Consider the following 21,091-nt stretch of genomic DNA (forward strand, 5'->3'; position numbering starts at 1 on the left):
TCGTCCCGCTGGGGCGGGACGGGTGGGCACACGGGACGGCGCCCTTGCGGGCGCGTTCCGCACCTGCGCCTGAACCCGCACCACCAGCACGGCGCACTCCGGGTGCGGGTCGAGGCGCGGCAGCCTAGGCCCGGCAAGGGGCGCCGTCCGTTGTGCCCACCCGTTCCGCCCCAGCGGAACGAATGCCCACAACGGGGGTGGCGGCGAGGGGCACCGCACCGGCGGAACGAAGGGCCACAACGAGGGCGGCAACGGGCGCCGGCCCGGGCGGGCGCCGGGCCGGCGGGGTGGCGTCCATACGGCGCCCGCCCGCGCGGGGCTAGGGGCGGTGGGGGAGGAGGGCGCGGGTGCGGGTGGTGAGGGTGGTGCGCAGCGCCGCCCACCGGGCCCGCGCCGCCCACACCACCCGCACCACCGACCGCGGCACCAGCACCGCCCGCACCCGCCCCCACCGCCCCGCCGACGCGTGCAGCCCGCGCCGGATCACGTCCGCCTGCTCCGTGAGGCCCGTCGCGGGCCGCGGGTTCGGGGCGTAGAGGGACTCCTCGACCGCCCGGGCCACCCGGTGCACCGCGTCCGCCGCGTCCTGCCCCAGCTCGCCCTCACGGACCAGCCGCGCCGCCGTCTTCCGTGGCGTGCGCGACTCGTCGGGAGCCACGCCGTAGTCCCACGCCGTGTCGTTGATCTCCTGCCAGACCGCCAGGACCCGGGTGACCGGATCGGCCGCCGGGCCGAGGCGCCGGGCCCGCACCCGCGTCCGCCACAGCAGCGGCAGCAGCGGAACGCACAGCACGAGCAGCACGCCCAGGCACAGCAGGACGACCTGGAGCGGCGGCATGTCGTCGTCCTCCGAGGCCGCGGCGCCCGCCGCCTGGTCCTGCCCGCAGCCGCCCAGCTTCTTCTCCTGCGGCGTGCAGCTCGCCGAGGCGCTCGGCACCGCCGAGGGCTGGGCGGAGGCGCCGGCCGACGGCTGCGCCGAAGGAGCCGCCGAACCGCCCGAGGACCGCTCGCGGGTCCACTCCGGCGCCGTGCCGCGCGACGGCGTCGGCTCGAAACGGGTCCAGCCGGTGCCCTCGAAGTACAGCTCCGGCCACGCGTGGGCGTCCCGGATGCCGACCGAGACGGCGCCGTCGGTCTGCGGGGTGCCCGGCATGAAGCCGACCGCGACCCGGGCCGGGATGCCCAGCGAGCGGGCCATCGCCGCCATCGAGAAGGAGAAGTGGACGCAGAAGCCCTCCCTGTCCTTCAGGAAGCGGGAGATCGCCTCGACGCCGGTGCCGGAGCGGACGTCGACGTCGTAGCGGAAGCCGCCGTCCTCCGCGAACCACTTCTGGAGCTTCACCGCGCGCTCGTAGTCGTTGCGCGCACCGCGGGTGACCTGCAGGGCCGTCGACTTCACGTCCGGCGGCAGGGAGGCCGGGACCCGGGTGTACTCGCGGCGCAGCGCGTCCGGGGCCGCCGGGGCCTCGGCCAGCTGCTCGCGGGTGGGCCGCACGTCCAGGCTGGTCACGGTGTACCGGACGCCCTGGGTGTTCTGCCCGTTGTCGCCGACGAGCATCCGGCCGGCCGGCTCGTAGCGCCAGTTGCCGGGAATGGTCACCTTGGCCGCCGGATACGGCATCGGCAGCCACTTCTGCTTGTACGCCGTGGAGGCGACGAGGTTCGTGGTGACCTCGGCGGACTGGACGTCCTGGGCGAGCCCGTCCGGCCAGGGCAGGTCCTCGGGCACGTCCTCGATCGGGCGCACAGAGGACTTCCAGGCGGTGCCGTCGAACTGGTCGAGCGCGACGAGCCGCAGGTAAAGCCCGCTGGTGTCCGTGGCGTTGGTGCGGTAGCGCAGCACCTCGCGGTCCTCGGGCTGGCGCAGGTTGTCCTGGAGCGAGACCAGCGGGTTCACGGCGGAGATCGTGCCGCCCTTGCCGCCGGCGCCCTCGCCCTCACCGCCGGAGCCGAGGAGGCCGCCGCTCAGTCCGGGCAGCGCGAACGGCACCACGAGCGCGATGCCCAGCGCGACGGCGCCGATCCGGCGCCCGGTGCGCGCCGGCGCGAACACCGGCCCGCCCTCGCCCGCGGCCGAGCCGGGCCGGCCGGAGCGCTGGGCGCCGCCGAAGACCCGGCCCCAGGCGGAGAGCCGGTCGCGGCCCTCGGCCAGGAGCAGCAGCAGATAGCCGGCCGCGGCGAGCAGGAAGAACAGCCCGCCCGCGCCGCCGCCGGACAGTCCCGCGGCCACCGAGTACAGCGCGAGCAGCGGCAGTCCGGCCGGCGCCGCGCTGCGGAAGGTGACCGCGAGCGCGTCCACCAGGAGTCCGACCACGGCGACGCCGCTCACCAGGAGCAGCCGGATGCCGGGCGTGTTGGGCGCCGGTATCGCGTACGTCCCGACGTCGTCCACGCCCGCCTGGAAGAGGGTCCCGAAGGAGGCGAGGACGTCGGGGCCCGGCAGCACGCCGAGGAGCGCCTGCTCGCGGGCGAAGACCACGGTCAGCACGAGCAGCGTGACGAGCGCCTGGGCAGCGATCGTCAGCGGCCGGGCCAGCGGCACCCGCCGGGTCACCGTGCCGACCGCGGACTGCAGGCCCAGCAGGATCGCCGCGGTGAGGATCCAGGTCGCCGGCTTCACCAGCGGCAGCAGCGCGGCCGACGCCGTGAGCGTCGCGCCGAAGGCCGCAAGCGTCAGCCGCCCGCGCCCGCTCATGACCAACCTCCGTACGTGTCGGCGGCGGGGGCGTGTCCCGCCGCACCGCCGGCCTGCTGCCACAGTTCGGCGAGCCGGACGCCCGGCGGCACGGCGAACGCCTGCCAGCCGGCCTCCCGCAGTCGCCGCAGCCGGTCCTCCACCGCCCCGGCGACGGCGCCGCCGGTCAGCCAGGTCCCGGAGTCGAGCAGGAAGGCGACCGCCGCGCCGCCGCGCTGCCGCATCCGGGCCGCGAGCGCCGCCTGCTCCTCGTCGAGGTCGCCGACGAAGGCGACCAGCAGGCCCTCGTGACCGCCGCGCAGCACGTCGTACGCGCGCGAGAGACCGGCCCCGTCGGAGTGGTCGACGACCGCGAGGGTGTCCATCAGCAGGCCCGCCGCCTCGGCCGTGTCGTGGCCGGCGCCGGCGAACCCCTCGGCGCCCTCGCCGGGCACGGTGCTGCCGGTGTCGGTCAGCAGCCGCACCGCGTAGCCCCGCTCCAGCATGTGGGTGAGGACGGACGCGGCGCCGGAGACGGCCCATTCGAAGGCCGAGTCGGGCCCGCCGCCCTCGTAGGCGATCCGCCGGGTGTCGAGCAGCACCGTGCAGCGGGCGCGCTGCGGCTGCTCCTCGCGGCGCACCATCAGCTCGCCGTAGCGTGCGGTGGAGCGCCAGTGGACCCGGCGCAGGTCGTCGCCGTGGCGGTAGGCGCGCGGAATGATGTCGTCGTCCCCGGCGAGCGCGAGGGCCCGCTGCTGTCCCTCGCCGTGTCCGGCGGACTCGCCGGCGAGCTTGACCGGCGGCAGCGGTTCGGTGCGCGGGATGACGGTCAGGGTGTCGTACGCGCTGAAGGAGCGGGTCAGCTCGCACATCCCGAACGGGTCGCTCAGGCGCAGCTGGAGCGGGCCGAGCGGGAAGCGTCCGCGCAGGTCGGAACGGACCCGGTAGGACACCTCGCGGCGGCCGCCGGCCTCGACCCGGTCGAGGACGAACCGGGGCCGGGGCCCCAGCATGTACGGCACGTGGTCCTGGAGCATCAGCAGGCCGGTGGGCAGCCGGGACACGTTGTCCATGCGCAGGTGGACCCGCGCCTCGGTGCCGGTCTCGACCCGCCGCGGGGCGAGGCGGCGGCTGCCCGCGACCCGGTAGCGGGTGCGGTGCAGCACGAAGACGCAGATCAGCGGCAGGACGGCGAGCAGCAGTCCGACGCGCAGCAGGTCGCCCTGGCCGAGCACGTAGGCGCAGGCGGCCGCGGCGACCCCTGCGGCGAGGAAGGACCGGCCGCGGGTGGTGAGCCCGCCCAGGGCGGCCCGCAGGCCGCCCCGGTCGCCGTCGTCCCCGGCCACCCGCGGCGCGGGCCCCTGCGGAGCGGCGGCGGTGGTCATCACAGCCGCCGGGCGTCGGGCTGGTGCTGGCCGTAGAGCGGGCCGACGGGCCGCGCGGGAGGCGCGGCGGCCGGGACGGGCGTGCGCTGGAGGATGTCCTGGACGACCTGCTCGGCCGTGCGGCGGCCCAGCTGGGCCTGCGCGGTGGGCAGCAGCCGGTGGGCCAGCACCGGCGCGGCGAGCGCCTGGAGGTCGTCCGGCAGCACGTACTCGCGGCCGCTGAGCGCGGCGGAGGCCTTGGCGGCGCGCAGCAGGTGCAGCGTGGCGCGCGGGGAGGCGCCGAGTCTCAGGTCCGGGTGCGTGCGGGTGGCGGCGACCAGCTCCACCGCGTACCGCCGCACGGCGTCGGCGACGTGCACCGCGCGCACGGCGTCGATCAGCTTGACGACGTCGTGGGCGTGGGCGACCGGCTGGAGGTCGTCCAGCGGGGAGACCGAGCCGTGCACGTCCAGCATCTTCAGCTCGGCCTCGGCGTTCGGATAACCGATGGAGACCCGGGCCATGAAGCGGTCGCGCTGCGCCTCGGGCAGCGGATAGGTGCCCTCCATCTCCACCGGATTCTGGGTGGCGACCACCATGAAGGGGCTGGGCAGCTCGTAGGTCTGGCCGTCGACCGTGACCTGACGCTCCTCCATGGACTCCAGGAGCGCGGACTGCGTCTTGGGCGAGGCCCGGTTGATCTCGTCGCCGATGACGATCTGGGCGAAGATCGCGCCCGGCTTGAACTCGAACTCGCGCCGCTGCTGGTCGAAGATCGACACGCCGGTGATGTCCGACGGCAGCAGGTCGGGCGTGAACTGGATGCGGCGGACCGAGCAGTCGATGGACCGGGCCAGAGTCTTGGCCAGCATCGTCTTTCCGACACCGGGGACGTCCTCGATCAGGAGGTGTCCCTCGGCGAGCAGTACGGTCAGCGCAATCCGTACGACCTCGGGCTTGCCCTCGATCACACCCTCCACCGACCTGCGGACCCGCTCCGCTGTGGTGGTCAGATCTGTGAGGCTCGCTCGATCGTCATAGGTCGTCACCCGGCCCTCCTCGGCCCTTTCCGCGGCACAGACACCTGCCCCCGGCACGACGGCCGGGGGGTGTCACCCGTGCATTGTTGTTGGCGCGACCGGGTCGTGTCACTCGCCTGCTGCTCGCCTGTGGATAACTGAGGGCGAATTGCCGGGGTTTGCGGGCTTGCGCGCGGCGATCAGGCCGGGTCGATCTCGCGCAGCAGACCCGTCGTCACATCGAAGACGAAGCCGCGGACGTCGTCGTTGTGCAGCAGGAACGGCGAGGTGCGCACCCGCTGCATCGACTGGCGGACGTCCTGGTCGACGTCCCGGAAGGCCTCCACGGCCCAGGCCGGCCGCTGGCCGACCTCGTCCTCCAGCTCGTGCCGGAAGTCCTCGGTGAGCGACTCGAGGCCGCAGCCCGTGTGGTGCACCAGCATCACGCTGCGGGTGCCCAGGGCGCGCTGGCTGATGGTGAGCGAGCGGATGACGTCGTCGGTGACCACCCCGCCCGCGTTGCGGATGGTGTGGCAGTCGCCGAGCTCGAGCCCGAGCGCGGCGTGCAGGTCGAGGCGGGCGTCCATGCAGGCGACGACGGCGACGTGCCGCACGGGGCGGGCGTCCATCCCGGGATCGGTGAAGTCGGCGGCGTAGCGCGCGTTGGCCTGGACGAGGCGGTCGATGACCGTGTTCTCGGTGCGTATGGCGTCGGCGGAGGGGTGCGCGGAGGTCGACATGTCTCAGACGTTAATGGTCACCGCGCGGGCGGGCCTGCTGTGAGAGCGGACAAAGAGCGTCAATGAACCTTGTTGTGAGCGACTCCACAGCGCATGATCCACACACTGGGACGGTGTCGGCCGACCGGGTGAACCAGGGACACCGTCCCGCCGCCCCGGCCGGGGCGCGCGACGCGCCAGCCGGTTGGTTGACCGGCGGGTCCGGTGGACTAAAGTGGCGCGAAGTTCACGGAGACATCGAGCGATTTCCGCCGTTTCTCCCCATATACGCGGCGGTACCCACGGCTCGGCCCCATCCGCTCGCCGGTGGTGCCCGTCTCCGCCGGATCTGAGAGGGCGCATTGAGCAACGACCGACACGTCCCGGTGATGCTCCAGCGGTGCCTGGACATGTTGGCTCCCGCCCTGGAGCGGCCCGGCGCCGTGGTCGTCGACTGCACCCTGGGCCTCGGCGGACACAGTGAGGCCCTCCTCGAGCGCTTCCCCGAGGCGCGGCTCGTCGCCCTCGACCGCGACAAGGAGGCGCTGCGGCTGTCGGGCGAGCGGCTCGCCCCGTACGGCGAGCGCGCCACCCTCGTGCACGCGGTGTACGACGAGCTGCCCGAGGTCCTCCAGCGGCTCGGCATCCCGCGCGTCGACGGCGTCCTGTTCGACCTGGGCGTCTCCTCCATGCAGCTGGACGAGGCCGACCGCGGCTTCGCCTACGCGCAGGACGCGCCGCTCGACATGCGCATGGACCAGACGACCGGCATGAGCGCGGCCGAGGTCCTCAACACCTACCCGGCCGGCGAACTGGTCCGCATCCTGCGCGCGTACGGCGAGGAGAAGCAGGCCAAGCGGATCGTCTCCGCGATCGTGCGCGAGCGCGAGAAGGAGCCGTTCACCAACAGCGCCCGGCTCGTCGAGCTGATCCGCGACGCCCTGCCGCAGGCGGCCAAGCGCACCGGCGGCAACCCGGCCAAGCGCACCTTCCAGGCCCTGCGCATCGAGGTCAACGGAGAACTGACGGTCCTGGAACGCGCCATCCCGGCGGCCGTGAAGACCCTCGCCGTCGGCGGCCGGATCGCGGTCCTGTCGTACCACTCCCTGGAGGACCGGCTGGTCAAGCAGGTGTTCGCGGCGGGCGCCGCCAACACCGCCCCGCCCGGCCTCCCGGTCGTCCCCGAGCGCTACCAGCCCCGCCTCAAGCTCCTCACCCGCGGCGCCGAACTCCCCACCGAGGAGGAGGTCGCCGAGAACCGCCGCGCGGCCCCGGCCCGGCTCAGGGGGGCGCAGCGGATCAGGGAGGACGAATCCGCGTGACGAAACAGGGGCCCCTCAAAGGGCGGGCGGCGCGGCTCGGCAGGCTCATGCCGTCCGGGCCCAGCACCGCCGCCCGTACCCCCTTCGTCCTGCTGGTCGTGCTGCTCCTCGGCGGCGGCCTGATCACCCTGCTGCTGCTCAACTCCGCCCTCAACCAGGGCTCCTTCAAGCTGCGCGAGCTCAAGGACCGCACCACCGAGCTCACCGACGAGGAGCAGGCCCTCCAGCGCGACGTGGACGACAACGCCGCTCCCGACGCCCTGGAGCGGCGGGCCCGCGAGCTCGGCATGGTGCCCGGCGGAGGCCCCGCCTTCCTCGACCCGGACGGGAAGATCCGCGGCGTGCCGACCGAGGCGGCCTCCCCGAAACCCTCGCCCCGGCCCACTCCGCCCGCCGCCCAGCCGCCCGCCCAGCCCCCGGCGTCCGGCGTGCCCGGCGCGCCTGGCACCCCGTCGAACGCCGCCGCGACGACCGCGTCTCCCGGGCCGGCGTCCTCCGGCGCCCCGGGCGCCGCCGCGGCGCCCCGTACGGCCGGCGCCGCCGAAGCCCCGTACACCAACGGCTTCCCGCCGGACCCTCAGGCTCCGTACGACGCACAGGCGCCCCAGGACCCTCAGGCACCTCCGGCCCCGCAGGCCCCGTACGCGACGACCGCCCCGACGACCGCCCCGACGACGACCTCCGGCAGGTGACCCGTGCCCTCCAAGGAGCCTCCGCGCCGCCGTGTCCCCGGCCCCGCGCGGCCCGCACGCCCCCGCCCCGCAGCCTCCGGCCGCCCCGCCCCGCGGTCCGCCGTGCGCCCCGCCGCGCCCCGGCGCCCCGCCGTCCGGCCCGCGGCCAGGGCCCGCACGATCCGGCTGGGCAAGCCCAAGCCCCGGCTGCGGCTCGTCTCGCTCGGCCTGACCCTCGTCATGCTGGTCTTCGTCGTCCGGCTGCTCCAGGTCCAGGCCGTGGACGCCGACGCGTACGCGGCCAAGGCCGAGAAGCACCGCTATCAGGAGTACACGCTCACCGCCGAGCGCGGTGAGATCACCGACCGGTCCGGTGTCGCGCTGGCCGCCAGCGTCGACGCGTACGACATCACCGCCGACCCCAAGCTCTTCACGCCCGCGGAGTCCAAGCGCGCGGACGCGCCCGAACAGGCCGCCGCGCTGCTCGCCCCGCTCCTCGGCAAGGACCCCGCCGAGCTCGTGAAGAAGCTGCGGACCCCGAAGTCCCGCTACACCGTCCTCGCCCGCAAGCAGACCCCGCAGGTCTGGAACCAGATCAAGGACCTGAAGAAGGTCTACGAGCAGAAGGCGAAGCCGGCGGCCGGCGGCAACGGGATCAACCTGCTCGGCGGCGTCCTCAGCGAGCCCAGCAGCAAGCGGGTGTACCCGAACGGCGAGCTGGCCGCCGGGATACTGGGCTACGTCAACGCCGAGGGCCGCGGCGCCGGCGGCGTGGAGTCCATGCTCGACAAGGAGCTGGCGGGCCAGGACGGGAAGATCCGGTTCGCCCAGTCCGGCGGCCGCCGGGTGCCCACCGCGGGCTCCCAGGGCACCCCGGCCGTGCCCGGCTCCGACATCGAGCTGACCATCGACCGGGACATCCAGTGGGCCGCCCAGCAGGCCATCACCGAGCAGGTGCGCAAGTCCAAGGCCGACCGCGGTTACGTCGTCGTGCAGGACACCCGCACCGGCGAGGTGCTCGCCATGGCCAACGCGCCCGGCTTCAACCCCAACGACCTGTCCCAGGCCAACGCCACCGCCATGGGCAACGCGGCCCTCCAGGACGCCTACGAGCCCGGCTCCACCAGCAAGGTCATGTCCATGGCCGCCGTTCTGGAGGAGGGCGTCGCCGCTCCCGACACCCGGGTCACCGTCCCCAACCGGCTGCACCGCGGCGACCGGCTCTTCGGCGACGACGTCGACCACGAGACCTGGTACCTGACGCTCAACGGCGTCCTCGCCAAGTCCAGCAACATCGGCACCATCCTCGCCACCGGCCAGCTCGGCAAGACCCAGGCGGAGGCCAACCGGGTGCTCTACGACTACCTGCGCAAGTTCGGCGTCGGCAGCCCGACCGGCCTGCACTACCCGGGCGAGACGCCCGGCATCCTGGCCAAGCCCGAGGACTGGTCGACCTCGCAGCAGTACACGATCCCGTTCGGCCAGGGCCTGTCGCTCAGCGCCATGCAGGCCGCCTCGGTCTACTCGACCATCGCCAACGGCGGTGTCCGGATCGAGCCGAGTCTGGTGCGCGGCACGCGGGGCCCCGACGGGCGCTTCAGCCCGGCGCCCGAGCCGAAGCAGAGCCGGGTGATCAGCGAGAAGACCGCCAGGACGCTGGCGCAGATGCTGGAGTCCGTCGTCGACGACGAGGAGGGCACCGGCAACAAGGCCGCCATCCCCGGCTACCGGGTGGCCGGCAAGACCGGCACGGCCAACCGGGTCGATCCCGAACTCGGCCGCTACAAGGGCTACACCGCCTCCTTCGCCGGCTTCGCGCCCGCCGACCAGCCGAGGATCACCGTCTACTGCGCCATCCAGAACCCCACCAAGGGAAGCTACTTCGGCGGCCAGATCTGCGGCCCGATCTACAAGAAGGTCATGGAGTTCGCCCTCAAGACCCTCCACGTCCCGCCGACCGGCAGCGGCCCGGCCCGCCTGCCCGTCACCTTCCAGCCGTGACACCACCACCGACACCACCGACATCGCACACACCACCGACATCGCACACACCAGCGACATCCACGACCACCCGTGACACCCCGTGACCATCCGGGAGCTCCAGTGACAACCATCACCCCCCGTTCCGGGAACCGGAAATCGAACTCCGGCGACGCCGTGGCCTCATTTAGCCCTGCGCAGGGTGCGCCCGGTACGCTCACCGCCGTGCCACACGCTGATCAGTACCGAACCACCCCGCCCCGCCCGGAGCGGGTCCGCCCGACACCCCTGGGCGAACTCGCCGCACGGCTGGGCGTCGAGACCGCCGGCCCCGCCGAGGCCGAGGTCTCGGGCATCACGCACGACTCGCGGGCGGTGCGGCCCGGCGACCTGTACGCCGCCCTGCCAGGGGCACGCGCGCACGGTGCCGACTTCGTCGCCCAGGCCGCCGGGCTCGGCGCCGCCGCGGTCCTGACCGACCCGTCGGGCCGGGAACGGGCCGCCGCGACCGGTCTGCCGGTCCTCGTGGTCGAGGACCCGCGCGGCCGGATGGGCGACCTCGCCGCCGAGATCTACGGACGCCCGGGCACGGACCTCCTCCAGATCGGCATCACCGGCACCTCCGGCAAGACCACCACCGCCTATCTGGTGGAAGGCGGCCTGCGCGGCGCCGGCCGGTCCACCGGCCTCGTCGGCACCGTGGAGATGCGCATCGGCGACGAGCGCATCAAGTCCGAGCGGACCACGCCCGAAGCCACCGACCTCCAGGCCCTGTTCGCGGTGATGCGCGAACGCGGTGTCGAGGCCGTCGCCATGGAGGTCTCCAGCCACGCCCTCGTGCTCGGCCGGGTCGACGGCTGCGTCTTCGACGTCGCCGTCTTCAACAACCTGAGCCCGGAGCACATGGAGTTCCACTCCGACATGGAGGACTACTTCCAGGCCAAGGCGCGGCTGTTCACTCCCGAGCGCAGCAGGCGCGCGGTGGTGAACCTCGACGACGAGTACGGCCGCCGGCTCGCCAAGGAGGCGACCGTCCCGGTCGTCACCTTCTCCGCCGCCGGCGACCCGAACGCCGACTGGCGGGCCGAGGACGTCGTCACCCGCGCCGCCGACTCCGTCCTCACCGTGATCGGTCCGGACGGCGTACGGATCTCCGCCACCGCGCCGCTGCCCGGCCCGTTCAACGTGGCCAACACGCTCGCCGCGATCGTCACCCTGGCCACCGCCGGGATCGACCCGCAGACCGCCGCCGACGGCATCGCGGCCGTCCCGGGCGTGCCCGGCCGGCTCGAGCGGGTCGACGCCGGCCAGCCGTACCTCGCGGTCGTCGACTACGCGCACAAGACGGACGCCGTCGAATCGGTGCTGCGCTCGCTGCGCGAGGTGACCCGGGGCAAGCTGCACGTCGTCATCGGCTGCGGCGGCGACCGCGACACCACCAAACGCGGCCCGATGGGCGCGGCGGCGGCCCGGCTCGCCGACACCGCCGTCCTGACCTCCGACAACCCGCGTTCCGAGGACCCGCTGGCGATCCTCACCGCGATGCTGGCCGGTGCCTCCGAGGTGCCGGCGTACCAGCGCGGCGAGGTCCTGGTCGACGCCGACCGGGCCGCCGCCATCGCCACCGCCGTGGCCCGCGCGGAGCCGGGCGACACCGTCCTGGTCGCGGGCAAGGGCCACGAGCAGGGCCAGGAGGCCGCCGGGGTGGTCCGCCCCTTCGACGACCGTCAGGTCCTGCGCGAGGCGATTCTCGGCCGGCAGCGCAGCGAGCAGAGCCGGCAGGACCCGCAGAGCCCGCAGAGCCACCAGGACCAGCAGGACCCGCAGAGCCAGCAGGACCAGCAGAGCCAGCAGGACGAACACCGTCACCAGAACAGTCAGGGATGAAGCAGTGATCGCCCTCTCCCTCGCCGAGATCGCCGAAATCGTCGGCGGGCAGCCGCACGACATACCGGATCCGGCCGTCCAGGTCACCGGTCCCGTCGTCATCGACTCCCGCGAGGTGAAGCCCGGCAGCCTCTTCGCCGCCTTCGCCGGCGACCGCGTCGACGGCCACGACTACGCGGAGCGCGCCGTCGAGGCGGGCGCGGCGGCCGTGCTGGCCACCCGCCCCGTCAAGGTGCCCGCGATCGTCGTCGAGGACGTCCAGGCGGCGCTCGGGGCCCTCGCCCGCGCGGTCGTCGAACGCCTCGGCACCGATGTCGTCGCCCTCACCGGCTCGGCCGGCAAGACCTCCACCAAGGACCTGATCGCCCAGGTCCTGGAGCGGCACGCGCCGACCGTGTGGACACCCGGCTCCCTCAACAACGAGATCGGCCTTCCGCTGACCGCGCTGAAGGCCACCGCCGAGACCCGGCACCTCGTCCTGGAGATGGGTGCGCGCGGAATCGGCCACATCCGCTACCTCACCGGCCTCACCCCGCCGCGCATCGGCCTCGTCCTCAACGTGGGCAGCGCGCACATCGGCGAGTTCGGCGGCCGCGAGCAGATCGCCCAGGCCAAGGGCGAGCTCGTGGAGTCCCTGCCGGCCGCCGAGGACGGCGGTGTCGCGGTCCTCAACGCCGACGACCCGCTGGTGCGCGCCATGGAGAGCCGTACCCGCGCGCGCGTCGTCCTGTTCGGAGAGGCGGACGAAGCGGCCGTACGTGCCGAGAATGTCCGGCTCACAGAGAACGGACAGCCCTCTTTCAGGCTTCACACACCCACCGGGTGCAGTGACGTGACCTTGCGCCTGTACGGTGAGCACCACGTGTCGAACGCGCTCGCCGCGGCCGCCGTCGCCCATGAGCTGGGCATGCCCGTCGAGGAGATCGCCACCGCGCTCTCCGAGGCGGGCTCCCTGTCGCGCTGGCGCATGGAGGTCACCGAGCGTCCGGACGGCGTGACGATCGTCAACGACGCCTACAACGCGAACCCCGAGTCCATGCGAGCCGCCCTGCGCGCGCTCGCGGCCATGGGCAGGTCTGCACAGGCCAGGGGTTCCCGCACGTGGGCGGTGCTCGGCAAGATGGCCGAGCTCGGCGACGAGTCGCTGGCCGAGCACGACGCGGTCGGACGGCTCGCCGTCCGGCTCAACGTCAGCAAGCTCGTCGCGGTCGGGGACAGGGAAGCGTCCTGGCTGCAACTGGGCGCCTATAACGAGGGTTCGTGGGGTGAGGAGTCGGTGCACGTGTCCGACGCGCAGGCGGCGGTCGACCTGTTGCGCAGTGAGCTGCGCCCGGGGGACATCGTCCTGGTGAAGGCTTCCAGGTCGGTCGGTCTCGAGCGGGTCGCCCTGGCACTGCTCGAGTCCGCGGGCTCCGAGGGCGAGGTCGCCGGCCGATGAGGCAGATCCTCTTCGCGGGGGCCATCGGGCTCTTCCTGACCCTGATCGGCACCCCGCTGCTCATCAAGCTGCTCGCCCGCAAGGGATACGGACAGTTCATCCGGGACGACGGCCCGCGCACCCACGGCTCGAAGAAGGGCACGCCCACCATGGGCGGCATCTCCTTCATCCTGGCCACCCTCATCGCGTACGCCCTGGCGAAGGTGATCACCGGCGAGGACCCGACGTACTCGGGCGTCCTGGTGCTGTTCCTGATGGCCGGCATGGGCCTGGTCGGCTTCCTCGACGACTACATCAAGATCGTCAAGCAGCGTTCGCTCGGTCTGCGGGCCAAGGCGAAGATGGCCGGCCAGCTGATCGTCGGCATCGCCTTCGCCGTGCTCTCGCTGCAGTTCGCCGACCTGCGCGGCAACACCCCGGCCTCCACCAAGCTGTCGTTCATCGCCGACTTCGGCTGGTCGATCGGCCCGGTCCTGTTCGTGGTCTGGGCGCTCTTCATGATCCTGGCCATGTCCAACGGCGTGAACCTGACGGACGGTCTGGACGGCCTGGCCACCGGCGCGTCGGTGATGGTCTTCGGCGCCTACACCTTCATCGGGCTCTGGCAGTTCCAGGAGTCGTGCGCCAACGCCATGACCCTGACCAACCCGAACGCCTGCTTCGAGGTGCGCGACCCGCTCGACCTCGCGGTCGTCGCGTCCGCCCTCATGGGCGCCTGCTTCGGCTTCCTGTGGTGGAACACCTCGCCCGCCAAGATCTTCATGGGCGACACCGGCTCGCTGGCCCTCGGCGGCGCGCTCGCCGGCCTCGCGATCTGCTCCCGCACCGAGCTGCTGCTCGCCCTGCTCGGCGGCCTCTTCGTGATGATCACGATGTCCGTGGTCATCCAGGTCGGTTCCTTCAAGATGACCGGCAAGCGGGTCTTCCGGATGGCGCCGCTCCAGCACCACTTCGAACTCAAGGGGTGGTCCGAGGTCCTGGTCGTCGTCCGTTTCTGGATCATCCAGGGCATCTACGTGATCGTCGGTCTGGGCATCTTCTACGCGGGATGGGCATCCGAAAAGTGAGCGAACAGCCGGCCTGGCAGGGCAAGCACGTCACCGTCGCCGGACTCGGCGTGAGCGGCATCCCGGCCGCCCGCGTCCTGCACGGCCTCGGCGCGGTCGTCACGGTCGTCAACGACGGCGACGACGAGCGCTCCCGGGCGCAGGCCGCGGAGCTGGAGGCGGAGGGCATCACCGTCCGCCTCGGCGACGGGGCGACCCTGCCGCCCGGCACCGAACTGGTCGTCACCGCGCCGGGCTGGAAGCCCGACAAGCCGCTCTTCCGGGCCGCGGAGGCGGCCGGCGTGGAGGTCTGGGGCGACGTCGAGCTCGCCTGGCGGCTGCGCGGCCCGGACGCGGCGCCCTGGCTCGCGGTCACCGGCACCAACGGCAAGACCACGACCGTGCGGATGCTCGCCTCGATCCTCGAGGCCGCGGGCCTGCGGACCGCCGCCGTCGGCAACATCGGCGTCTCGCTCCTCGACGCCGTCCTCGGCGAGGAGCCGTACGACGTGCTCGCCGTCGAGCTCTCCAGCTACCAGCTGCACTGGGCGCCCAGCCTGCGCGCCCACTCGGCCGCCGTGCTCAACCTGGCGCCCGACCACCTCGACTGGCACGGCTCCATGGAGGCGTACGCCGCCGACAAGGGCCGGATCTACGAGGGCAACCAGATCGCCTGCGTGTACAACGTGGCGGACAAGGTGACCGAGGACCTGGTCCGCGAGGCCGACGTCGAGGAGGGCTGCCGGGCCATCGGCTTCACCCTCGGCACGCCCGGCCCCTCGGAGCTCGGCGTGGTCGAGGGCATCCTGGTCGACCGCGCCTTCGTGGCGAACCGGCAGAAGAACGCGCAGGAGCTGGCCGAGGTCTCCGACGTCCAGCCGCCGGCCCCGCACAACATCGCCAACGCGCTCGCCGCGGCCGCCCTGGCCCGCGCCTTCGGTGTCGAGCCGCAGGCCGTACGGGACGGACTGCGGGCCTTCCGGCCCGACCCGCACCGCATCGAGCTGGTCGAGGAGATCGAGGGCGTCGTCTACGTCGACGACTCCAAGGCCACCAACACCCACGCCGCGGAAGCCTCGTTGGCGGCCTACGACCCGATCGTCTGGATCGCCGGCGGACTCGCCAAGGGCGCGACCTTCGACGAGCTGGTGCAGAAGTCCGCGCAGCGGCTGCGCGGTGTCGTCCTGATCGGCCAGGACCGGGCGCTGATCCGCGAAGCCCTGGCGCGACACGCGCCCGAGGTCCCGGTGGTGGACCTCGACCGGACCGACACTGGGGCGATGTCCGCGGCGGTCCAGGAGGCGGCCGCGCTCGCCCGGCCGGGGGACACGGTCCTCCTTGCCCCGGCCTGTGCGTCGATGGACATGTTCGCCAACTACAACAAGCGGGGCGAGGCCTTCGCGGACGCGGTCCGCTCGCTCGCCGCCACCGGGCGCGCCTGACCTGACCAGCGAACAGGTCCCGGCCGCGGGCCGGGCACGACTGGAGGGGACAGCGACCATGCCGAGCAGAACCGCCGGGCCGCGCAAGGCCGCCGCCGTACGCGGCGGCCCGGCTGCCGCGGCGCCGCGGACCCGGCGCGCGGGCGGTGTGCGGGGATTCCACGAGCGGGCCCGCCGGGCCTGGGACCGGCCGCTCACCGCGTACTACGTGATCGTCGGCGCCGGGCTGCTCATCACCGGGCTCGGCCTGGTGATGGTGTACTCCGCCTCGATGATCACGGCGCTGCGCTACGACCTCGTGCCCTCGTACTTCTTCCGCAAGCAGTTCTTCGCGGCGCTGCTCGGCGGCGGTCTGCTCCTGGTCGCGTCCCGGATGCCGGTGAAGCTGCACCGGGCGCTGGCCTACCCGATCCTGGTCGCGGCCATCTTCCTGATGGTGCTCGTCCAGATCCCCGGGATAGGAGTCGCGGTCGGCGGCAACCAGAACTGGATCTCGCTGGGCGGGCCGTTCATGCTGCAGCCCAGCGAGTTCGGCAAGCTGGCGCTGATCCTGTGGGGCGCCGACCTGCTGGCCCGCAAGCAGGACATGAAACTGCTCACCCAGTGGAAGCACATGCTGGTGCCGCTGGTGCCCGGAGCGTTCCTGCTGCTCGGCCTGATCATGCTGGGCGGTGACATGGGCACGGCGATCATTCTCACCGCGATCCTGTTCGGCCTGCTGTGGACCGCAGGCGCGCCCACCCGGCTCTTCGTCGGGGTGCTCGCCTTCGCCGGGACGATCGGCTTCCTGCTGATCAAGACCAGCGACAACCGGCTGAAGCGTTTCGCCTGTCTCGGCGCCACCGACCCCGGCGGAGAGGGCGCGCCCTGTCTCCAGGCCGCGCACGGGATCTATGCTCTGGCGTCGGGCGGATGGTTCGGTTCCGGACTGGGTGCAAGTGTGGAAAAATGGGGCCAACTCCCCGAAGCGCACACCGACTTCATCTTCGCCGTCACCGGGGAGGAACTGGGTCTGGCGGGGACGCTGTCGGTGCTGGCCCTGTTCGCGGCTCTAGGCTATGCGGGTATCCGCGTGGCCGGTTGTACGGAGGACCCCTTCGTCAGGTATGCCGCGGGAGGCGTGACCACCTGGATCACGGCGCAGGCCGTGATCAACATCGGTGCGGTGCTCGGTCTGCTGCCGATCGCCGGAGTCCCGCTCCCGCTGTTCTCCTACGGAGGATCGGCCCTGCTGCCGACCATGTTCGCCGTCGGGCTCCTGATCGCCTTCGCGCGACAGGAACCCGCCGCGAAAGCGGCCCTGGCCATGCGCCGCCCCGGATGGGGCAAGCGGGCCGGGGGGAGATGGAAGTCGATGCGACGGCGCGTCAAGAAGCGTCCGTCCGGAGAGCGGTGAATTTCGGTGCATGTCGTCCTCGCCGGCGGAGGTACCGCCGGCCACATCGAGCCCGCGCTCGCACTCGCGGACGCCCTGCGCAGGCGGGATCCCGGCGTGGGCATCACGGCGCTGGGCACGGAGCGCGGCCTGGAGACCCGGCTGGTGCCCGAGCGGGGCTACGAGCTGGCGCTCATCCCCGCCGTGCCGCTGCCCCGCAAGCCCACCCCCGAGCTGATCACCGTGCCCGGGCGGCTGCGCGGCACCATCAAGGCGGCCGAGCAGGTCCTGGAGCGCACCAAGGCGGACTGCGTGGTCGGCTTCGGCGGCTACGTGGCGCTGCCCGGCTATCTCGCCGCCAAGCGGCTCGGCGTGCCGATCGTGGTCCACGAGGCCAACGCCCGGCCCGGCCTGGCCAACAAGATCGGCTCGCGCTACGCGGCCGGGGTCGGCGTCGCCACCCCGGACTCCAAGCTCCGCAACGCCCGTTACATCGGCATCCCGCTGCGGCACTCCATCGCGACCCTCGACCGCGCCCGCGTGCGCCCCGAGGCGCGCGCCGCCTTCGGTCTCGACCCGAACCTGCCGACCCTGCTGGTCTCCGGCGGCTCGCAGGGCGCACGCCGGCTCAACGAGGTCGTCCAGCAGATCGCCCCGGTGCTCCAGCGCTCCGGCATCCAGATCCTGCACGCGGTCGGCCCGAAGAACGAACTGCCGCGTGTCGACAACATGCCCGGGATGCCGCCGTACGTGCCGGTACCGTACGTGGACCGGATGGACCTCGCGTACGCCGCGGCCGACATGATGCTGTGCCGCGCCGGCGCGATGACCGTCGCCGAGCTCTCCGCCGTCGGGCTGCCGGCCGCCTACGTCCCGCTGCCCATCGGCAACGGCGAACAGCGGCTCAACGCCCAGCCGGTGGTCAAGGCCGGCGGCGGGCTCCTCGTCGACGACGCGGAACTCTCGCCGCAGTGGGTGCAGACCAACGTCCTGCCCGTGCTGGCCGATCCGCACCGGCTGTACGAGATGTCCCGCGCCGCCTCCGAGTTCGGCCGCCGGGACGCCGACGAGCTGCTCGTCGGCATGGTGTACGAGGCGATCGCGGCCCGCTGACGGGCGGCCGGCGAGCCGCACAGGGAAGGGAGCGCGCGGTGGCAGCGAAGAGCGGGAGCGGCGGGTCCGAGGGCTCCGCGCGGCGGCCCTCCCGGCCGGGCACCCGGCGCCTTCGGGTGCCCGCCCCGCGCGCCCTCCTCGTCGGCTTCGCCGCGCTGGTGCTGGTGGCCGGCGGGGTCTGGGCGCTCTACGGCTCCGGCTGGTTCCGGGTCGAGAAGGTGAGCACCGCCGGCACGGAGGTGCTCACCCCGGACGAGGTCGAGCGTGTCGCGGCGGTCCCGCTCGGCGCGCCGCTCGTCTCCGTCGACACCGACGGCATCGAGGCCCGGCTGCGCGCGGAGCTTCCCCGGATCGACAGCGTGGACGTGGTGCGGTCCTGGCCGCACGGAATCGGTCTCAAAGTGACGGAACGCCGGCCCGTCCTCCTTCTCGAAAAGGGCGGAAAGTTCATCGAAGTGGACTCTTCCGCCGTACGGTTCGCCACCGTCTCGGCCCCACCCCGCGGCGTGCCCCGCCTCGTCCTCGACGTCGCCGCCTCCCCGAGCCTGCGCCGCTTCGACGCGGACCGGCTGCTGCGGGTGGCGGTAGGCGTGACGGGCGAACTCCCGGAGAAAATCGCCCAGGACGTCCGTGTCGTCCGGATCACGTCGTTCGACTCCATCACTCTGGAGCTCGGCGGAGGCCGCAGTGTCTTCTGGGGCAGCGGCGAGGACGGCCCCGTCAAGGCCCGGGTGCTGACCGCGCTGATGAAGGCGACTCCCAAAGCGGGGCACTTCGATGTAAGTGCGCCCACCGCACCCGCATCGTCACGGAGTTGACGCCCATCACCGCTGGCCAGCACCCTGGTTGGCCAGCGCTACGGGTGATCACATAGGGTGAAAAGAAAAACGGGAGGTTCGGCGTGTTCGTTGAACGTGCGCCACTTGTCGACTTAGTGTCCTGTTCGGAAGAGTCCAGCGAACAGAGACACTGGTAACCCTAAACTTCAACGTTAGGGTTTGGGTCGGCGTTTCGGACCGTCCCAATCGGCATCCGTCGTCGCGGCGCGCCAACCAACGCGAAGCGGCGACACGTAACTCGAGGCGAGAGGCCTTCGACGTGGCAGCACCGCAGAACTACCTCGCAGTCATCAAGGTCATCGGTGTCGGCGGCGGTGGTGTCAATGCCATCAACCGAATGATCGAGGTCGGTCTCAAGGGCGTCGAGTTCATCGCCATCAACACCGACGCACAGGCGCTGTTGATGAGCGACGCCGACGTCAAGCTCGACGTCGGCCGTGAACTCACCCGCGGTCTCGGGGCCGGGGCCAACCCGGCAGTCGGCCGCAAGGCGGCAGAGGACCACCGCGAGGAGATCGAGGAGGTCCTCAAGGGGGCCGACATGGTCTTCGTCACCGCCGGCGAGGGCGGCGGCACCGGCACCGGCGGCGCGCCCGTCGTCGCCAACATCGCGCGCTCGCTGGGCGCCCTCACGATCGGCGTGGTCACCCGCCCGTTCACCTTCGAGGGCCGCCGGCGCGCCAACCAGGCGGAGGACGGCATCGCCGAGCTCCGCGAAGAGGTCGACACCCTCATCGTCATCCCCAACGACCGGCTGCTGTCGATCTCGGACCGCCAGGTCTCCGTGCTCGACGCCTTCAAGTCGGCCGACCAGGTGCTCCTCAGCGGTGTCCAGGGCATCACCGACCTCATCACCACCCCGGGTCTGATCAACCTCGACTTCGCCGACGTCAAGTCGGTCATGTCCGAGGCCGGTTCGGCCCTCATGGGCATCGGCTCCGCCCGGGGCGACGACCGCGCCGTGGCCGCGGCCGAGATGGCGATCTCCTCGCCGCTCCTCGAGGCGTCCATCGACGGCGCCCGCGGCGTGCTGCTCTCCATCTCCGGCGGCAGCGACCTCGGCCTCTTCGAGATCAACGAGGCCGCCCAGCTGGTGAGCGAGGCCGCCCACCCCGAGGCGAACATCATCTTCGGCGCCGTCATCGACGACGCCCTCGGCGACGAGGTCCGGGTCACCGTCATCGCGGCCGGCTTCGACGGCGGCCAGCCGCCGGCCCGCCGCGACAACATCATCGGCTCGGTCTCCGCCAAGCGCGAGGAGCCCGCCCCGGCGCCGCGCGCCACCGAGACCGCCCGCCCGCTCGGCGGCCTCGGCACGGTGAGCCCGCGCGAGGAGCCCGCGCCGGCCCCCGCCGAGCCGGCCCCGGCCGTCAGCGAGTCCGCGCTGCCGTCCGCCACCCCGCCGGTGGTCCCGCCGGCCCGCCCGTACCCGGACACCCAGGCCGAAGAGCTGGACGTCCCGGACTTCTTGAAGTGATAGGGCAGCGTCACGACGCGAACGGCGCGCACTTCGCCTTCACCGACCGGTGGGGCGGAGTGAGCGCCGTTCCGTACGAGGAGCTCAACCTCGGCGGCGCGGTGGGCGACGACCCCGCGGCCGTACGGACCAACCGGGAACGCGCCGCCCGGGAGCTCGGCCTCGACCCGGCCCGGGTCGTCTGGATGAACCAGGTGCACGGCGCCGACGTCGCCGAGGTCGACGGACCCTGGACCTCCGACGACATCCCGTCCGTCGACGCGCTCGTCACCGCCCGCCGGGGCCTCGCCCTCGCGGTGCTCACCGCGGACTGCGTCCCCGTCCTCCTCGCCGACCCGGTCGCCGGAGTCGTCGCCGCCGCCCACGCCGGGCGGCCGGGCATGGTGGCGGGCGTCGTGCCCGCCGCCGTGAAGGCGATGACCGGCCTCGGCGCCGACCTGGCCCGTATCACCGCCCGCACCGGACCCTCGGTCTGCGGGCGCTGCTACGAGGTGCCGGAGGCCATGCGCGCCGAGGTGGCCGCGGCCGAACCGGCCGCCCACGCCGAGACCTCGTGGGGCACCCCCGCCGTCGACGTCGCCGCCGGAGTGCGCGCCCAGCTGGAGCGGCTCGGGATCCGGGACGTCGCGGACGCCGGGGTCTGCACCCTGGAGTCCCGCGACCACTACTCGTACCGCCGCGACCGCACCACGGGGCGACTCGCGGGATATGTCTGGTTGATCTGA

At 72.9% G+C, this 21,091-nt stretch carries 16 protein-coding genes; 12 read left to right on the forward strand and 4 right to left on the reverse strand.

What is annotated here, in order from left to right:
- Positions 1-319 precede the first annotated feature (319 nt).
- From ACIGO8_RS20730 to ACIGO8_RS20745, 4 genes are all read right to left on the reverse strand, one after another.
- Positions 320-2,695, reverse strand: a complete 2,376-nt coding sequence (locus ACIGO8_RS20730) for a transglutaminaseTgpA domain-containing protein (RefSeq protein WP_399732467.1) — start codon at positions 2,693-2,695, stop codon at positions 320-322.
- Positions 2,692-4,059 carry a DUF58 domain-containing protein gene (locus ACIGO8_RS20735; RefSeq protein ID WP_399732469.1) on the reverse strand — a complete coding sequence of 456 codons (1,368 nt, stop codon included), beginning with the start codon at positions 4,057-4,059 and terminating at the stop codon, positions 2,692-2,694. Before ACIGO8_RS20735 ends, ACIGO8_RS20730 begins: the two co-directional genes overlap by 4 nt.
- The gene (locus ACIGO8_RS20740) at positions 4,059-5,087 is read right to left on the reverse strand and encodes an AAA family ATPase (RefSeq protein ID WP_399732472.1); all 1,029 of its coding nucleotides are present in this window, start codon (positions 5,085-5,087) and stop codon (positions 4,059-4,061) included. Before ACIGO8_RS20740 ends, ACIGO8_RS20735 begins: the two co-directional genes overlap by 1 nt.
- Positions 5,088-5,257: 170 nt before the next feature.
- Positions 5,258-5,797, reverse strand: a complete 540-nt coding sequence (locus tag ACIGO8_RS20745; protein ID WP_399732475.1) for a beta-class carbonic anhydrase — start codon at positions 5,795-5,797, stop codon at positions 5,258-5,260.
- A gap of 341 nt (positions 5,798-6,138) precedes the next feature.
- Here ACIGO8_RS20745 and rsmH point away from each other — a divergent pair, with 341 nt between their 5' ends.
- The 12 genes from rsmH (at position 6,139) to pgeF (ending at position 21,091) form a co-directional block, all read left to right on the forward strand.
- A complete protein-coding gene (gene rsmH / locus ACIGO8_RS20750; RefSeq protein ID WP_399732478.1) occupies positions 6,139-7,098 on the forward strand; it encodes a 16S rRNA (cytosine(1402)-N(4))-methyltransferase RsmH in 960 nt (319 codons plus the stop codon).
- Positions 7,099-7,145: 47 nt separating this feature from the next.
- Entirely contained in the window at positions 7,146-7,790 is a 645-nt protein-coding gene (locus ACIGO8_RS20755; RefSeq protein WP_399733343.1) for a septum formation initiator family protein, read from the forward strand.
- A 3-nt stretch (positions 7,791-7,793) separates the two neighbouring features.
- Complete coding sequence (locus tag ACIGO8_RS20760; protein ID WP_399732481.1) at positions 7,794-9,770, forward strand: peptidoglycan D,D-transpeptidase FtsI family protein; 1,977 nt, start codon at positions 7,794-7,796, stop codon at positions 9,768-9,770.
- A gap of 102 nt (positions 9,771-9,872) precedes the next feature.
- Positions 9,873-11,636 (forward strand): UDP-N-acetylmuramoyl-L-alanyl-D-glutamate--2,6-diaminopimelate ligase, encoded by a 1,764-nt coding sequence (locus ACIGO8_RS20765; RefSeq protein ID WP_399732484.1) that lies wholly within the window; start codon positions 9,873-9,875, stop codon positions 11,634-11,636.
- Positions 11,637-11,640: 4 nt separating this feature from the next.
- On the forward strand, positions 11,641-13,074 hold the full coding sequence (murF, locus tag ACIGO8_RS20770) for a UDP-N-acetylmuramoyl-tripeptide--D-alanyl-D-alanine ligase (RefSeq protein ID WP_399732486.1): 1,434 nt from the start codon (positions 11,641-11,643) through the stop codon (positions 13,072-13,074).
- Positions 13,071-14,141: a phospho-N-acetylmuramoyl-pentapeptide-transferase gene (mraY, locus tag ACIGO8_RS20775; protein ID WP_399732489.1), complete on the forward strand. Its 1,071-nt coding sequence runs from the start codon at positions 13,071-13,073 to the stop codon at positions 14,139-14,141. The genes murF and mraY overlap by 4 nt, the downstream gene beginning before the upstream one ends.
- A complete protein-coding gene (gene murD, locus ACIGO8_RS20780; RefSeq protein ID WP_399732492.1) occupies positions 14,123-15,562 on the forward strand; it encodes a UDP-N-acetylmuramoyl-L-alanine--D-glutamate ligase in 1,440 nt (479 codons plus the stop codon). Before mraY ends, murD begins: the two co-directional genes overlap by 19 nt.
- A 58-nt stretch (positions 15,563-15,620) precedes the next feature.
- Positions 15,621-16,958 carry a putative lipid II flippase FtsW gene (gene ftsW, locus ACIGO8_RS20785; RefSeq protein WP_399732495.1) on the forward strand — a complete coding sequence of 446 codons (1,338 nt, stop codon included), beginning with the start codon at positions 15,621-15,623 and terminating at the stop codon, positions 16,956-16,958.
- Positions 16,959-16,964: 6 nt separating this feature from the next.
- Positions 16,965-18,050 (forward strand): undecaprenyldiphospho-muramoylpentapeptide beta-N-acetylglucosaminyltransferase, encoded by a 1,086-nt coding sequence (murG, locus tag ACIGO8_RS20790; RefSeq protein WP_399732497.1) that lies wholly within the window; start codon positions 16,965-16,967, stop codon positions 18,048-18,050.
- 38 nt (positions 18,051-18,088) lie between these two features.
- A complete protein-coding gene (locus ACIGO8_RS20795) occupies positions 18,089-18,868 on the forward strand; it encodes a cell division protein FtsQ/DivIB (RefSeq protein ID WP_399732500.1) in 780 nt (259 codons plus the stop codon).
- Positions 18,869-19,148: 280 nt separating this feature from the next.
- Positions 19,149-20,366 carry a cell division protein FtsZ gene (gene ftsZ, locus ACIGO8_RS20800; RefSeq protein ID WP_399732502.1) on the forward strand — a complete coding sequence of 406 codons (1,218 nt, stop codon included), beginning with the start codon at positions 19,149-19,151 and terminating at the stop codon, positions 20,364-20,366.
- On the forward strand, positions 20,363-21,091 hold the full coding sequence (gene pgeF / locus ACIGO8_RS20805) for a peptidoglycan editing factor PgeF (protein ID WP_399732505.1): 729 nt from the start codon (positions 20,363-20,365) through the stop codon (positions 21,089-21,091). Before ftsZ ends, pgeF begins: the two co-directional genes overlap by 4 nt.

Source organism: Streptomyces sp. NPDC053493, from assembly GCF_044544825.1.
Lineage (GTDB): Bacteria > Actinomycetota > Actinomycetes > Streptomycetales > Streptomycetaceae > Streptomyces.